Annotated in this window: 14 protein-coding genes; 10 read left to right on the top strand and 4 right to left on the bottom strand. The window is 68.9% G+C overall.

Features of this window, described 5'->3' with window-relative positions; translation table 11 throughout:
• The first annotated feature begins 41 nt into the window (after positions 1-41).
• Entirely contained in the window at positions 42-2,336 is a 2,295-nt protein-coding gene (gene metE, locus AC1DWC_RS17635) for a 5-methyltetrahydropteroyltriglutamate--homocysteine S-methyltransferase (RefSeq protein ID WP_477910077.1), read from the top strand.
• On the opposite strand, the gene AC1DWC_RS17640 is transcribed toward metE, so the two are convergent.
• Positions 2,233-3,801: an endoglycoceramidase I gene (locus tag AC1DWC_RS17640; RefSeq protein ID WP_477910079.1), complete on the bottom strand. Its 1,569-nt coding sequence runs from the start codon at positions 3,799-3,801 to the stop codon at positions 2,233-2,235. The two genes, metE and AC1DWC_RS17640, sit on opposite strands and share 104 nt — an antisense overlap.
• A 192-nt stretch (positions 3,802-3,993) precedes the next feature.
• Between AC1DWC_RS17640 and AC1DWC_RS17645 the strand changes: the two genes are divergently transcribed.
• From AC1DWC_RS17645 to AC1DWC_RS17655, 3 genes are all read left to right on the top strand, one after another.
• On the top strand, positions 3,994-5,034 hold the full coding sequence (locus AC1DWC_RS17645) for an NAD(P)-dependent alcohol dehydrogenase (protein WP_477910081.1): 1,041 nt from the start codon (positions 3,994-3,996) through the stop codon (positions 5,032-5,034).
• 83 nt (positions 5,035-5,117) lie between these two features.
• A complete protein-coding gene (locus tag AC1DWC_RS17650; protein WP_477910083.1) occupies positions 5,118-5,681 on the top strand; it encodes a type 1 glutamine amidotransferase domain-containing protein in 564 nt (187 codons plus the stop codon).
• 96 nt (positions 5,682-5,777) lie between these two features.
• On the top strand, positions 5,778-5,999 hold the full coding sequence (locus AC1DWC_RS17655) for a hypothetical protein (RefSeq protein WP_477910085.1): 222 nt from the start codon (positions 5,778-5,780) through the stop codon (positions 5,997-5,999).
• A 30-nt stretch (positions 6,000-6,029) separates the two neighbouring features.
• On the opposite strand, the gene AC1DWC_RS17660 is transcribed toward AC1DWC_RS17655, so the two are convergent.
• On the bottom strand, positions 6,030-6,893 hold the full coding sequence (locus AC1DWC_RS17660; RefSeq protein WP_477910087.1) for a polyphosphate kinase 2 family protein: 864 nt from the start codon (positions 6,891-6,893) through the stop codon (positions 6,030-6,032).
• Positions 6,894-7,093: 200 nt separating this feature from the next.
• On the opposite strand from AC1DWC_RS17660, the gene AC1DWC_RS17665 reads away from it, so the two are divergent.
• The 3 genes from AC1DWC_RS17665 (at position 7,094) to AC1DWC_RS17675 (ending at position 10,044) form a co-directional block, all read left to right on the top strand.
• Positions 7,094-8,641 (top strand): flavin-containing monooxygenase, encoded by a 1,548-nt coding sequence (locus tag AC1DWC_RS17665; RefSeq protein ID WP_477910089.1) that lies wholly within the window; start codon positions 7,094-7,096, stop codon positions 8,639-8,641.
• A gap of 105 nt (positions 8,642-8,746) precedes the next feature.
• Positions 8,747-9,442: a TetR/AcrR family transcriptional regulator gene (locus AC1DWC_RS17670; RefSeq protein WP_477910091.1), complete on the top strand. Its 696-nt coding sequence runs from the start codon at positions 8,747-8,749 to the stop codon at positions 9,440-9,442.
• Positions 9,439-10,044 carry a TetR/AcrR family transcriptional regulator gene (locus AC1DWC_RS17675; protein WP_477910093.1) on the top strand — a complete coding sequence of 202 codons (606 nt, stop codon included), beginning with the start codon at positions 9,439-9,441 and terminating at the stop codon, positions 10,042-10,044. The genes AC1DWC_RS17670 and AC1DWC_RS17675 overlap by 4 nt, the downstream gene beginning before the upstream one ends.
• Here AC1DWC_RS17675 and AC1DWC_RS17680 read toward each other — a convergent pair.
• Both AC1DWC_RS17680 and AC1DWC_RS17685 read right to left on the bottom strand, forming a co-directional pair.
• Complete coding sequence (locus AC1DWC_RS17680; RefSeq protein ID WP_477910095.1) at positions 10,041-10,400, bottom strand: DUF4873 domain-containing protein; 360 nt, start codon at positions 10,398-10,400, stop codon at positions 10,041-10,043. The two genes, AC1DWC_RS17675 and AC1DWC_RS17680, sit on opposite strands and share 4 nt — an antisense overlap.
• Before the next feature lie 48 nt (positions 10,401-10,448).
• Positions 10,449-11,159 (bottom strand): TetR/AcrR family transcriptional regulator, encoded by a 711-nt coding sequence (locus AC1DWC_RS17685; RefSeq protein ID WP_477910130.1) that lies wholly within the window; start codon positions 11,157-11,159, stop codon positions 10,449-10,451.
• A gap of 260 nt (positions 11,160-11,419) precedes the next feature.
• Here AC1DWC_RS17685 and AC1DWC_RS17690 point away from each other — a divergent pair, with 260 nt between their 5' ends.
• The 3 genes from AC1DWC_RS17690 (at position 11,420) to AC1DWC_RS17700 (ending at position 14,023) form a co-directional block, all read left to right on the top strand.
• Entirely contained in the window at positions 11,420-12,631 is a 1,212-nt protein-coding gene (locus AC1DWC_RS17690) for a DUF445 domain-containing protein (protein WP_477910132.1), read from the top strand.
• Between the two features lie 83 nt (positions 12,632-12,714).
• The gene (locus AC1DWC_RS17695) at positions 12,715-13,152 is read left to right on the top strand and encodes a helix-turn-helix domain-containing protein (protein WP_072842550.1); all 438 of its coding nucleotides are present in this window, start codon (positions 12,715-12,717) and stop codon (positions 13,150-13,152) included.
• Positions 13,145-14,023, top strand: a complete 879-nt coding sequence (locus tag AC1DWC_RS17700) for a heparin-binding hemagglutinin (protein WP_477910097.1) — start codon at positions 13,145-13,147, stop codon at positions 14,021-14,023. The genes AC1DWC_RS17695 and AC1DWC_RS17700 overlap by 8 nt, the downstream gene beginning before the upstream one ends.
• Positions 14,024-14,031 lie beyond the last annotated feature (8 nt).

Raw genomic sequence — 14,031 nt, forward strand, 5'->3', positions numbered from 1 at the left:
ACATCTAGACGGCAGCGACACATCATGGAGAGGTCGACACGATGACCAGCAGCGCAGCCACCTACGGCTCCAGCATCCTGGGATACCCGCGGATCGGACCCCGACGCGAACTCAAGCGCGCACTCGAGGCGTACTGGCACGGCAAGAGCACCCAGTCGGAGCTCGTCGCGGTCGGCCGCGAGCTGCAGGAGCAGACCTGGAGCGAGCTCGCCGCGACCGGCCTGACGCAGGTGCCCGGCAACACGTTCTCCTACTACGACCACGTTCTCGACAACGCGATGCTCTTCGGCGCGGTGCCGACCCGGTTCGCGCCGCTGCAGGGCGAGCTCGACGAGCTGGACTTCTACTTCACCATGGCCCGCGGCCGGCCCGACTTCCCGCCGCTCGAGCTGGTCCGGTACATCGACACGAACTACTACTACCGTCAGCCCGAGCTGGACGAGGACACCGAGTTCTCGCTGCACTCCGACGCCCTCATGGACGAGTTCGCGCGGGCCAAGGCGCGCGGCATCGAACTGCGTCCCGTCGTGCTCGGCCCGGTCTCGCTGCTGCTGCTCTCCAAGGTCGGTCCCGGTGCGGCGGAAGGGTTCTCGACCCTCGACCTGCTCGAGCCGCTGCTGGTGCAGTACGAGGCGCTGTTCGAGAAGCTCGCGAAGGCCGGCGCCACCTGCATCCAGCTCGACGAGCCGGCGTTCACCCAGGACCGCACCGCCGACGAGCTGGACGCCCTGCGACGCGCCTACGCGACGCTCTCGCATGCGCCGCTGCGCCCGCGGATCCTGGTCACCGGCCCGTACGGCAACCTCGGTGAGGCCCTGCCGATCCTGGCCGCCACCCAGGTCGAGGCGCTCGGTCTCGACCTGGTCTACGGCAAGGTCGGCCCCGAGGAACTGGCGAAGATCCCCGGGCTCAAGCGCAAGCGCGTCTACGCCGGTGTCGTCAACGGCCGCAACGTCTGGCGCAGCGACAACGTCAGCAAGCTGACCTATCTCGCGGCCCTCAGGGACGTGATCCCGGACCTGGTCGTCTCCACGTCCTGCTCGCTGATGCACGTCCCGTACGACGTGCTGGCCGAGTGGGACCTCGACGGCGACGTCGCGGACCGGCTGGCCTTCGCCAAGCAGAAGGTCGGCGAGGTGGTCTCGCTGGCCAAGGCGCTCAGCGAGGGACCGTCGGAGCGCTGGCGCAAGAAGCCGACGTCGGTGCACTTCAAGCAGAAGCACGAGGTGCGCCAACGGGTCAACAACATCAAGGACTCGGACCGGGTCCGCGCGCCGTACGAGGAGCGCCGGGTCGCGCAGCAGCAGAAGCTGAGCCTGCCTAAGGTGCCCGCCACCACGCTCGGTTCGTTCCCGCAGACCGACGCGGCCCGCACCGCGCGGTACGAACTCGTCGAGGGCCGGCTCGGCCGGGACGAGTACGTCAAGCTCATCCAGACCGAGATCGAGCGGACGATCCGGCTGCAGGAGGACATCGGCCTCGACGTCCTGGTGCACGGTGAGCACGAGCGCAACGACATGATCCAGTACTTCGCCGAGCTGATGGACGGATTCGCGTTCACGCACAACGGCTGGGTGCAGGCCTACGGCAGCCGCTGCGTGCGTCCGCCGGTCCTGTTCGGTGACGTGCGCCGGCGCGGACCGATGACCGTCGAGTGGGCCACCTACGCGCAGTCGCTGACCGACAAGCCGGTCAAGGGCATGCTCACCGGCCCGGTCACCATGCTGGCCCGCTCGTTCGTCCGGCAGGACCAGCCGCTGCACGAGACGGCCGACCAGCTGGCGCTGGCGATCCGGGACGAGGTCGCGGACCTCGAGGCCGCCGGCATCGCGATCATCCAGGTCGACGAGCCGGCGATCCGCGAGCTGCTGCCGCTGCGGGCGGGTGGGCGGACCGAGTACCTGGGCTGGGCCGTCGACGCCTTCCGCCTGGCGACCGGCGGCGCGAAGCCGGAGACGCAGATCCACACCCACCTGGCCTACACCAGTCAGGCGTCGGTGGTCGACGCCATCGAGCGGATGGACTGCGATGTCACGGCGATCGTGGCAACCCGTTCGATCTCCTGGGTGCTCGAGGCCATCAAGGAGCGCAAGCTCACCCACGGCGTGGGACCCGGTGTGTACGAGAGCCGTTCGGCGCGGATCCCGGACATCGACGAGCTCGACGAGTTGCTCAGCGAGGCCGCGAAGTCGGTGGACCTGGACCGGCTCTGGGCGAACCCGGACGGTGGCCTCAAGACCCGGCACTACTGGCAGCTCGAGCCGGCGCTGCGCAACATGGTGGCGGCGGCCCGGCGGCTGCGTCGCCGGGACGAGCTGGCGAGCAACGCGTCGTAGGCGGACGCACCGGTAGGTAGAGCAACGCAGAGTGGGGACGGTGGACCTTGACGGTGACCGGGCCGGTCCCGCTGGCCTGCACGGTGACCAGACGGGCACCCGGCGCCGAGGTGATCGTGCCGCCTTCCGCCGCGGCCACGTAGCCGTCGGGGTAGTGCAGGTCGGAGACGTAGATCTCGGTGGGCTTGGTCGAGGCCTTCGGGGTGTACCGGTAGATGAAGTCGCCGTTGTCGGCGTCGAACTTCATCTTCCCGGGAGCGCCGGCGGTGGCCTGCGGGTAGGTGCGCACCAGCTGCGGGCCGATCGCTCCGAGGAACGGGTCGGTGCCGCCCCTGGGGCCGAAGATGCTGCTGTAGTGCCAGTACTGCCAGCCGACGAAGCGTTCGTCGGCACGCTCGAGAGTGTTGGCCAGCACGGTCGGGTCCCCGTCACCGAACTCGGTGATCACGGACGGGATGTCGGCGCGCTCGGTGACCGCGTCGATGTTGGCCCAGGTGTTGTCCTGCGTCGTGGTGCACAGGGCCTTCAGTCCCTCCGGCAGGCCCAGGTAGATCGCGAGCTGGCTGGGAATGCAGTAGTCGTGAGGGGCGAAGACGATGTTCGGGTCGGTGATGGCCGGCGTCTTCGGCGGGTTGGCCAGGTTGGACGGCATCAGCTGGTTCCAGGTGACGTTCGGCTCCCAGTAGACCGGGATCGCTGGGTCGGCGGCACGGACCGCGTCGGTGAGCTTCTGCATCGCCGCCTGGTACTTGCGGTCGAAGTCCGGGCAGCCCCCGGGGAAACAGGTGAGGAAGGGCGACCCGGGCCACGGCTCGTTCAGCAGTTCGATGCCCATCACGCCGGGCTTGCCCTTCACCTCGGTGGCGAGCGCGGCGAGCGCGTCGCCGAGGTAGTCGAGGGCGCCGTGGGTGTTGTTCCAGACCTCGTCCCAGCCCCTGTTCATGCTGGGCATCAGGTTGTACAGCGGGAAGCCGGGGTTCGGCTCGCCTGCGGTCGGCCGGGCCTCGATCGCCCACGCGGGGAAGCCGTTGCCGGTCCAGGGCTTCGAGAGCCCGTCCTGGTGGTTGTCGAGCAGGACGTGGATGCCGCGGGCGGCGAGCACGTCGACGGTGTCGGCGACCCGGCCGAGGTAGGCGTCGTCGATCTGGCCCCGCTCCGGCATGATCGCGTCGAACGAGACCCCGAGCCGGACGGTGTTGAACCCGTGCTGGGCGAGCAGGTCGGCATCCTGAGGCGTGACCGTGAGACCGTCGCCGGCATTGAGGTAGGGCGCCTCCTTGTCGACGTTGTTGACGCCGTGCAGCAGGACGGTGCGGCCGAACTCGTCGACCAGCGCGCTGCCCTGGGAGTGGAGTTTGCCCGCGGGCGCCGGGGCGAGGCCCTGGGCGCCCGCGACGAGCGGCGCCGCGAACATGAGGCCGCCGATCACCGCGGTTGCGATTCCTAGCGAAAGTAGCCTGCGCATCTGTCTCCTCGGGTTCGGCCAGTGGAGGGCATCGGGTTACGGTCGACTGAGTTGGACGGTTGTCTAGTTCGCGACAGCGTAGCTGGCAAATTGTGTGATGCAAATCTCATTGATCACGTGTTGAGATCTTGATCACAACTAATTAGTTGCGCGATTGTGCGGTCGGCCCGGTCAAGGGGTAGGTATTTACCCATGCTTACCGCTTCCGCCTACGCGGCGACCTCGGCCGATGCTCCGCTCGAGAAGACCGCCGTGGAGCGTCGTGACCTCGGCCCGCTCGACGTGCTCATCGAGATCAAGTACGCCGGCATCTGCCACTCCGACATCCACACCGCGCGCAATGAGTGGGGCGGCACGCACTATCCCGTCGTGCCGGGGCACGAGATCGCCGGGATCGTGGCGGCCGTCGGAGACGAGGTGACCAGGCACGACGTCGGTGACCGCGTCGGGGTGGGTTGTTTCGTGGACTCCTGCGGCACCTGCGAGGCGTGTGCCTCGGGCGACGAGCAGTACTGCGTCTCGCGGGTGGTCCAGACCTACAACTCCCGGACCCCGGACGGCGAGTACACGATGGGCGGCTACTCCTCCCACATCGTCGTCACCGAGTCCTTCGTGCTGTCCGTGCCGGACAGCCTGGCCCTCGACGTCGCGGCGCCGCTGTTGTGCGCGGGAATCACGCTCTACTCGCCGCTGCGGCACTGGGGAGCCGGTCCCGGCAAACGTGTCGCGATCATCGGGATGGGCGGACTGGGGCACGTCGGGGTCAAGATCGCACACGCGCTCGGCGCCGAGGTGACGGTGCTCAGTCAGACGCTGAGCAAGCAGGACGACGGCCTGAGGTTCGGGGCCAGTCACTACTACGCGACCAGCGACCCGGCGACGTTCAAGGAACTCCGCTCGCGGTTCGACCTGATCCTCAACACCGTGTCGGTGAACCTCGACATGGACGCCTACATGTCGCTGCTCGCAGTCAACGGTGCACTCGTCGAGCTCGGGCTGCCGGAGAAGCCGATCGAGGTGCGCGGATTCTCGCTGGCGGCCAACCGGCGCAGCCTGGCCGGGTCGATGGTCGGTGGGATCGCGCAGACCCAGGAGATGCTGGACTTCTGTGCCGCCCACGGGATCGGTGCGGAGATCGAGGTGATCGCCGCGGACCAGATCAACGAGGCCTTCGACCGGGTGGTGCGCAGCGACGTGCGCTACCGCTTCGTGATCGACACCGCGACCCTCTAGACCCCGGGACTCCGGGCTGCTGCCCCTGGTCGCGGGTGCGTCGGTCGGGCCATACTGGGTCAGGCGTTGCGAAGGAGTCGGGGATGACCAGGCAACTCGAAGGCCGCCGCGTGGCGGTACTGGCCGTGGACGGTGTGGAGCAGGACGAGCTCGAGGAGCCGCGCCGCGCGGTGGAGTACGCGGGCGGGACCACCGAACTGCTCTCCGTCGGGCCGGGTGACATCCAGGCGTATCGCGCGGACGTGATCACCGCGGACCGGTTCCCGGTGGACGCGCTGGTCTCGCGGTCGAGTGTCGACGACTACGACGGGCTGATCCTGCCCGGCGGAATGCTGAACGCCGACAGGCTTCGGCTCGACGAGCATGCGATGGCGTTCGTCCGGCATTTCATGCGCGTCGGCAAGGCGGTTGCCGCGATCGGTCACGCCCCGTGGCTGCTGATCCAGGCGGGTGCGGTCGAGGGGCGCACCCTCACCGGTTCGCCGAGTCTGCGGGTGGACGTCGTCAACGCCGGCGGCCACTACGTCGACGAGGCGGTGGTGGTGGACCGGAGCCTGGTGACCAGCCGCGGCAGCGGGGACCTGCATCACTTCTGTGCCGCCACGGTCGGCAAGCTGACCCAGCATCCCCAGCCCGCCGGCGCCTGAGGCATCCCCGGCCCGCCGGGGCTCGAGCCCTGTCGAATCGTGGGAGCCGGGCGTACCGTCGAGTTGACCACAGGTCCGTCAGGTGAGGGGTCAACGATGAAACTGAACTTGTTCGCATCCTGGATGGGCTTCACGCTCACCCTGATCGCCGTGGCGGCCGCCGGGTCGTTCATCGTTGCGGCCGGGTCCGGGTACGGCGGTTGGGCGGTCATGGCGGGGATGGTCTGCCTGGTCGCGATCGGCACCGCCATCGGTGTGGTCGGCGGCACCATCCATCACGACCACAAACTGCACCTGGAGACGCCGCACTTCCCCTGACCGTGCACTCCTACGATCCGGGGCGGTGGCTCAGGACTGCGCCAGTCGCGCCTTCTCCACCTCGATGTCGAAGTTGGCGGGCGGCCAGTCCAGGTCGAGCCGCTCGAGCGCGTCGATGAGCAGTTCGGTGACCGCGAGCCGGCTGTACCACTTGCGGTCGCACGGCACCACGTGCCACGGCGCGTAGTCGGTCGAGGTGCGGTCCAGCATGGCCTGGTAGGCCTCCTGGTACTTCGGCCAGTGCCCGCGTTCGGTGACGTCGCCGGGGTTGTACTTCCAGTGCTTGTCGGTGCGGTCCAGCCGTTCGGCGAGGCGCTCCTTCTGCTCGTCGAGCGAGACGAACATCGCGACCTTCACCAGCGTGGTGCCGGCGTCGACGAGTTCGCGTTCGAAGTGGTTGATCTCGTCGTAGCGGGGTTCCCACTCCGCCGGCGGCACCAGGTTGTGCACCCGCACCACCAGGACGTCCTCGTAGTGGGACCGGTCGAAGACTCCGATCTGGCCGTTCCGGGGGAGTGCCTTGCGGATTCGCCACAGGTAGTGGTGCCGCTTCTCCTCCGCCGTCGGCACCCCGAACGAGGCGTGGTCGACGCCCTGCGGGTCGACGTGGCCGATCACGTGCCGGACCATTCCGCCCTTGCCCGCGGTGTCCATGCCCTGCAGCACCAGGAGTACTGACCTGTGCTCTTGCTCGGACCGGCCGTTGGCGTACAACTTCTCCTGCAGCGACGACAGGTAGGCGCCGCGTTCCTCTAGGAGCTTCTCGCCCAGTTCCTTGTCGCCGACGAACCCCGGCGTGCCCCTGGTGTCGAGTCCGGACACCCGGGTGTCCGGGGTGACTCGGACCGCCTCGATGGCGGGGACGTCCCAGCCCTGACTGGAGTTCTTGGCCATGGGTTCAGGGTGTCATGTCCGCCGGGATTCGCACCGAAACCAGGCCGGGCGAGTCCGGCTAGTGTTGACAGTGCAGGTGGGCCGCCCCGCACACGATGCCTGTTCCGTCAGGTATCGGACGCCGGGTGGTCAGCCCGTGGCGGTTGCATGGGAGCGGGCATGCGAGTGGCGAATGACGACGACGTGGTCGGGGGTGCCCGGTGAGTGCGTCGGCCCAGTCCGCCGAGGTCGGCAACGGTCGGCGGGTGCATCGGACCCGGGTGCTGATCATCGGGACCGGGTTCTCCGGGCTCGGCATGGCCATCCAGCTGGTCAAGTCGGGCCGACGCGACTTCGTGGTGCTGGAGAAGGCCGACGAGGTCGGCGGCACCTGGCGCGAGAACACCTACCCGGGCTGCGCCTGCGACGTGCCCTCGCACATGTACTCGTTCTCGTTCGAGCCGAATCCGGACTGGTCGCAGATGTGGTCCGGACAGCCGGAGATCCTCCGGTACCTGCGGGCGCTGGCCGACAAGTACGACCTGTACCGCAACATCCACTTCGGTCGTACGAGCACCGGCGGGCGGTGGGACGAGGCGGAGAACCGTTGGCATGTCCGCACCACCGACGGCACCGAGTACATCGCGCAGTTCCTGGTGTCCGGCATCGGTGCGTTGCACGTACCGAGCCTCCCGGCGCTGCCCGGTGCGGGGACCTTTCGTGGCACCGCCTTCCACTCGGCGCGGTGGAATCACGACTACGACCTGACCGGCAGGCGGGTCGCCGTGATCGGCACCGGCGCCAGCGCCGTGCAGATCGTGCCGGAGATTGTCGGCAAGGTCGAACAGTTGCAGCTCTACCAGCGCACGCCGGCCTGGGTGGTGCCCCGTAAGAACTTCGACGTGGATCCGCGGCTGCGCCGGGCCTTTCGTCGGATCCCCCTGCTGCGCAGGATCTTCCGCCTGGGTATCTACTGGACGTCCGAGGCGTTGGCGCTCGGGCTCAACGGGCACTCGAATCTGCTGGCGCCGCTCGAGCGGGTCGCCAAGCGCAACATCGCCAGGTCGATCGACGACCCCGGCCTGCGACGTCGGCTGACGCCCGACTACCGGATCGGCTGCAAGCGAATTGTCGGGTCCGACGACTACTACCCGGCACTGGCCCGGCCGAATGCCGAAGTCGTGACCGACCGGATCGAGCGGGTCACCGCGACCGGCATCGTCACGGCGGACGGCACCGAGCGTGAGGTGGATGCGATCATCTACGCCACCGGGTTTCACGTGACGGATGGATTCGGCAGTGTCAACCTGGTGGGCGTCGGCGGCCGCGGACTTCTCGCGCGGTGGAACGAGGACGGCATCGCGACGCACCTGGGCATCACCGCGGCGGGCTACCCCAACGCCTTCTTCCTGCTGGGGCCGAACACCGGGCTCGGCCACAACTCCGTGGTGTTCATGATCGAGCAACAGATCCGCTACGCGCTGGACGCGATGCGCCTGGTCAATGACAGTGGGGCAGAGGCGATCTCGGTGCGCCCTGGGGTGCAGGATCGGTTCAATGTCGACATCCAGCGCAAACTGTCGAAGGGGGTGTGGACAAACGGCGGTTGTGTCAGTTGGTATCTGGACCTTAAGGGTGTCAACCGGACCATCTGGCCGGGGTTCACGTGGCAGTACTGGCTACGCACCCGCACAGTCGACCCGGCGGATTTCGACCTGATCGGTGGCCGCGCAGCCTCCCCGGTCGACGCTGTCGGCGCGAGGTCGTGAAGTGTCGAAGCCGAGGCCTCTTGTTAAAGTCCTTTTGCCACATACTTACTCGACCATGGCATGGATGGGAGTTGAGTTGCCGCGACGCCGACTGGGCTTGTGCAGGTGACCGCGCTCGAGGAGCGCGCGCCGGTGCGGCGCGGCCGTCCGCCGCAGGCGGGCCTGGCCGCGGCCCGTCGCGAGCAGATCCTCTCGTCGGCCGCGCAGTCGTTCGCCGAACGCGGTTACGAGGCCACCACCGCGGCGCACCTGGCGGCGCGGGCCGGGGTGGGCCTGGGCACCGTGTACCGCTACTTCGACAGCAAGCGGGAGATTCTCGACCACGTGATGGACAGGTGCCTCCGTGAACTGGTGGACATGGTCGACGGACGTGCGCTGCTGTTGCCCGTCGACTCGGTCGACTGCCTGGTCGAGCGGATCTGCGGGTTCTGCGACCGACTCTTCGGGGTGCTCGAGGACTCGCCCCACCTGCTCCGGTTGGTCCTGGTCGAGGCCAACGCGGTCAAGGGCCACGGGAGTCGACGGTGGGTGCGCGGTGAGCAGGAGTTGGCCCGACTGGTGGCCGTTGCGCTCGACGACGGTGTTGCCCGCGGCTGGCTGCGGTCGGACCTCGACGCCGACGCGGTGTCGCGGGCGATCCTCGGCCTGCTCTGGCCCGCGCTGTTGCGGGGCCTGCGGTGCGGCCCCCGCGGCGTGGATCGGACGCGTCAGAACCAGGCGATCGTCGCGATGGTCTCGTTCGGGCTTCGCGGGCAGGGCGCCGTTCCGGGGTCGGTGCACGCAGCGGGGTCCGCGCGGTGACCGGCCCGGTGCGCCGCGACCAACTGGTGCGCACGGCGTCCGACCTGTTTGTCTCGCGCGGCTACGCGAACTGCTCGGTGGCCGACATCGTCGAGGCCGTGGGGCTGGCACACGGCACCTTCTACAACTACTTCGACGGCAAACGTGAGGTCTTCGACGCCGTGATCGACCGTGGACTCGAGCTGATCCGGGAGCGGATCGTCGAGGACCGGCTGCGCGAGGCCCGCACATTGGACGAGTTCTTCGACGTGTTCCGGGCGGTGGCGGACCGCCTGCACGCGTTGGTCGAGCACGAGTCGGCGCTGGTGCGTTTCGTGGTGTTCGAGGCACCCGCCGTGGCCCCGGCGGTGATGGATCGACTGCTCGCGCTGCTGGCACAGTTCGGTGAACTCGCCGCGGACGCATTCGCCGAGGTGGTGCGCAGCGGAGACCTGCGGGCCGGCCTGGACTTCGCGGTGGCCGGCGAGGCGATGGCGGCCACGTTGCTGCTCGCGGCGACCGGGTCGCTCGACGAGGACGGCCGCTCGGGCCACGACCTCACCCAGCCACTGGTCGACTTCTTGCGGTCCGGGATCGCGGCGGTGCCGGTCGGACACATCTAGTCGCCGGGTTCGCCCAGCCGGTCCTCGGACAGGGCGGTGAAGGGGCGTCCGGAGACCGCCTCGACCAGGTGGCTGCCCCACAGGTCGACGGCCGTGACTCGCGCGACGCCGACGCCCTGGGGTGTCTCGATCTCCAGTTCGGCGCCGGGGCACGGCGAGTCGGCCGGGCCGAGTGCGTCGGTCAGCCCACGGACCCGACCCTGCCAGAGGTAACGGCCGCTGATCGGCTCGAAGTGCCCGGACAGCTGGACATCCAGTGTGAGGGCGGGGCGATGGCCGACCGTGACCAGCGCCCGTCCGGAGTAGCCGTCGGGCCGGTTGTGTTCCACGCCGGTGCCGGCGTCCGCCTCGCTCACCCCCACAGGGTATCTGTCACCGCGAGTTACACAAGGGTGGCGGGGAGGTCAGCGGTCCTCGGTGGCATCGGGCACCAGCGGGTGCGGGATGGTCTTGAAACGGGCCGGCGATCCGGCGACGGCGGCGATTCCCGTGACCCCGCCCCAGGTCATCATGGTCAGGTAGTCGATGAGGTCCTCGGCGGTCATCGACTTGTTGGAGATCCACCAGTGGGTGGCCAACTGGACCGCCCCGACGATCCCGTAGGCCCACGGCACGGCGCCGCCCGAGTCCATCTCCATCAGCCGCAACCGCTCGCCCAGCACGGCGGAGAGCAGTTCGGCGATCATCCGTTCCGACTCGGCGACCACGTCGCGGTTGGGGCCGGCGCTGTTCGCCATCACGTAGAGGTACACCTCGGGGTCCGAGGCCACCGTCTCCACGTAGGCGGTGATCGCCCCGCGGGTCAGTTCGTACTCGTCCATGTCGCCGCCGATGGCCGCGTACATCCGGGGCGCCAGGATCGTCTCGACGTACCGCATCATGGTCGCGCTGGTCAGGTCGTTCTTGTCGTTGAAGTACCGGTACAGCACGGTCTTGGAGACGCCGATCTCCGAGGCGATGTCGTCCATGCCGATGTCCCGGCCACGGGCGCGGATCGCGGCGATGGTCCCGTCGACGAGTTCCTCGCGCCGCGCGATCTTGTGGTTGCGCCACCGGCGCTTGCGGCCGTCGGGCTTGTCTGTCGTGGCGTCCGTCGTCGTGGCATCCGTGGCCACCCCGTCGTCCCCGGGGTCGGCCTGCGTGGCCTCGGCGTGGCCGGGGTCCTCTGTTGTCGGCGCTGTCTTCTTCGGCACTGGGTTTGCCACATCCGTTCAGATTCGATCTTCCGACCAGCTTAGAGGTGTGTTTTCCGTGTGGGCCTGCGTCCCCCGCGGTGTCGCGGAGAAATCCCGCCGGCGCCGGGATTCGGCACAATGGCGACGTGACGCAAACGACGGTGACGGACGACTCCGCCAAACGACGCGACCTTCGCCGTATGAAGCTGCTCGCGACCTCGTTTCTGGTGTTCGCCAGTGTCGTCTACCTGTTCTGTCGCTGGCAGGAGACGCGTGGCGCCGGCGAGTGGGTCGGCTATGTGCGCGCGGCCTCGGAGGCGGGCATGGTCGGTGCGCTCGCCGACTGGTTCGCCGTGACCGCGCTCTTCCGACACCCGCTGGGCCTGCCGATCCCGCACACCGCGATCATCCGGAAGAAGAAGGACCAGCTCGGCACGAGCCTGAGCAGCTTCGTCGGGGAGAACTTCCTGGCCCCCGACGTGGTGTCGGAGAAGGTGCGGGCGGCGCAGATCCCCGTGCGCGTCGGGACCTGGATGGCAGAACCCGCGCACGCCGCCCGGGTCGCGGCCGAGACGGCGACGATCCTGCGCGGCTTCGTCAGCGTCCTCCGCGACGAGGACGTCCAGCAGATCATCGACCACACCATCGTGCGGCGGCTCGCCGAGCCGGCGTGGGGGCCGCCGATCGGGAAGGTCCTCGCCGAGCTGATCAAGGAGAACCGGCAGCTGCCCCTGCTCGACCTGCTCGCCGAGCGGGCCCACCAGTGGGCGCTGGCAAGCCAGCCGACGATCGACCGGGTGATCGACCGGGACAGCCCGTCCTGGTCGCCGAAGTTCGTCGACGCCATGCTCGGCGAGAAGATCTACCGCGAACTCGTCGAGTTCACCTGGAAGGTCCGGTCCAACCCCGAGCACGAGGTCCGCCAGGCGGCGAACCGGTTCCTGGTCGACTTCGCGGATGACCTGCAGCACGACCCCGCCACCATGGCGAAGGCGGAGAAGGTCAAGGCCGAGATCATGGGCCGGGAGGAGGTGACCAGTGCCGCGGAGGCGGCGTGGAAGGTCGCCAAGCGGATGATCCTGGAGTCGGTGGACGACCCGGAGAGCGCGCTGCGCGCGAAGACCCGCGACACCGTGATGCGGCTGGGGGAGCGGCTGCGCGACGAGCCGGACCTCGCCGCCAAGGTGGAGGGCTGGCTGGACAGCGGGGCGCGCTACGTCAGCGCCAACTACACCGCCGAGATCACCGGCATCATCACCGACACGGTGGCCCGGTGGGATGCGGACGAGGCCAGTCGCAAGATCGAGCTGCAGGTGGGACGCGACCTGCAGTTCATCCGGATCAACGGCACCGTGGTCGGCGCCCTCGCCGGACTGGGGATCTACGCGCTCTCGCAGCTGATGTTTGCCTGATCGTCACCGACTGCTAACAAGAGTGCTTGCAATAGTTAGCACCCTCCCGTAGCGTGGATTTCACCCACCAGTGAGGGAGTGCGATGACCGACGAGCCCAAGCCGAACGGCGACAGTGCCGGAGACGTGGCGGCGCGGGTGGTCAGCTCGGCGGCGCAGGACATCGGCAGCTTCATCAAGTCGCAGCGTGAGGCCGCCCAGGTCTCGCTGCGTCAGCTGTCGAAGTTGGCCGGCGTGAGCAATCCCTACCTGAGCCAGATCGAACGTGGGTTGCGCAAGCCCTCGGCCGAGGTGCTCGGCCAGATCGCGAAGGGCCTCCGGATGTCGTCGGAGGTGCTGTACATGCAGGCCGGATTTCTCGAACAGCGCGCGGCCAGTCCGGTGCGCGACGCCCTGCTCACCGACGTGGCCATCACGGAACGTCAGAAGCAGGTGCTTCTCGAGATCTACGAGTCGTTCTGTCGTGAGAACAACCCCCGTCTCGATTCCTCATCCGTTGAACAGGAGAACACCAATGACTGACCTCAGCTTCGACAGTGTGAAGACCCCCCTGTACGCCGCCGTCGGCGCGGGCGACCTGGTCGTCCAGGCCGTCGCGGACGTCGTCGCCCAGGTGCGCCAGCGTGCCGACGAGGGTGTCGACGCCAGTGCCACCGTGGACGGTGCCCGTGAGCGCTTCGCCAGCCTCGCCGACGACCTCAACGAGGGTGTCGAGGCGCTACGCGAGCGCCTCGCCGGGCTGCCGTCCGAGCTGCCCGAGGAGCTTGCCGAGCTGCGCGAGAAGTTCACCGCCGAGGAGCTGCGCAAGGTCGCCGAGGCGTACCTGAAGGTCGCGTCCGACATCTACACCTCGCTCGCCGAGCGCGGCGAGGAGACCGTCGAGCGGCTGCGCAACCAGCCGGCCGTCGAAGAGGGCATCGAGCGCGCCGAGTCCGTGCTCGGCGACGCCGCCACCCTGACCGAGGAGGCCCTCGGCACCGTGGCCCGCCAGACCCGCGCCGTCGGCGAGCAGGCCGCCAAGTTCGCCGGTCGCGCCGCCGAGAAGATCAGCGACGTCGCCGACGAGGTCAGCGATGCCGTGTCCGACGCGGGCGAGAACGTCGCGAGCCGCTTCGTCGGTGCCGGCGAGAAGGCGGAGTCGACCACCGAGTCCGCCGCCAGCAAGGTGAGCGCCGCCGCCAAGGCCGCCCCGGCCAAGGTTGCCGCGGCCGCCAAGCCCGCCGCCGCCAAGCCTGCCGCCGCCGCCAAGCCCGCCGCCGCGAAGCCCGCCGCCGCGAAGCCCGCCGCCGCCAAGCCGGCCGCTGCGCCGGTTGCCAAGCCCACGGCCGCGGCCGTCGCCGCCTCCAAGGCTCCGGCCAAGAAGGCTCCGGCCAAGAAGGCGACCGACGCGTAGTCGTCGAC

It is taken from the genome of Rhodococcus sp. P4_C10 (assembly GCF_056402135.1).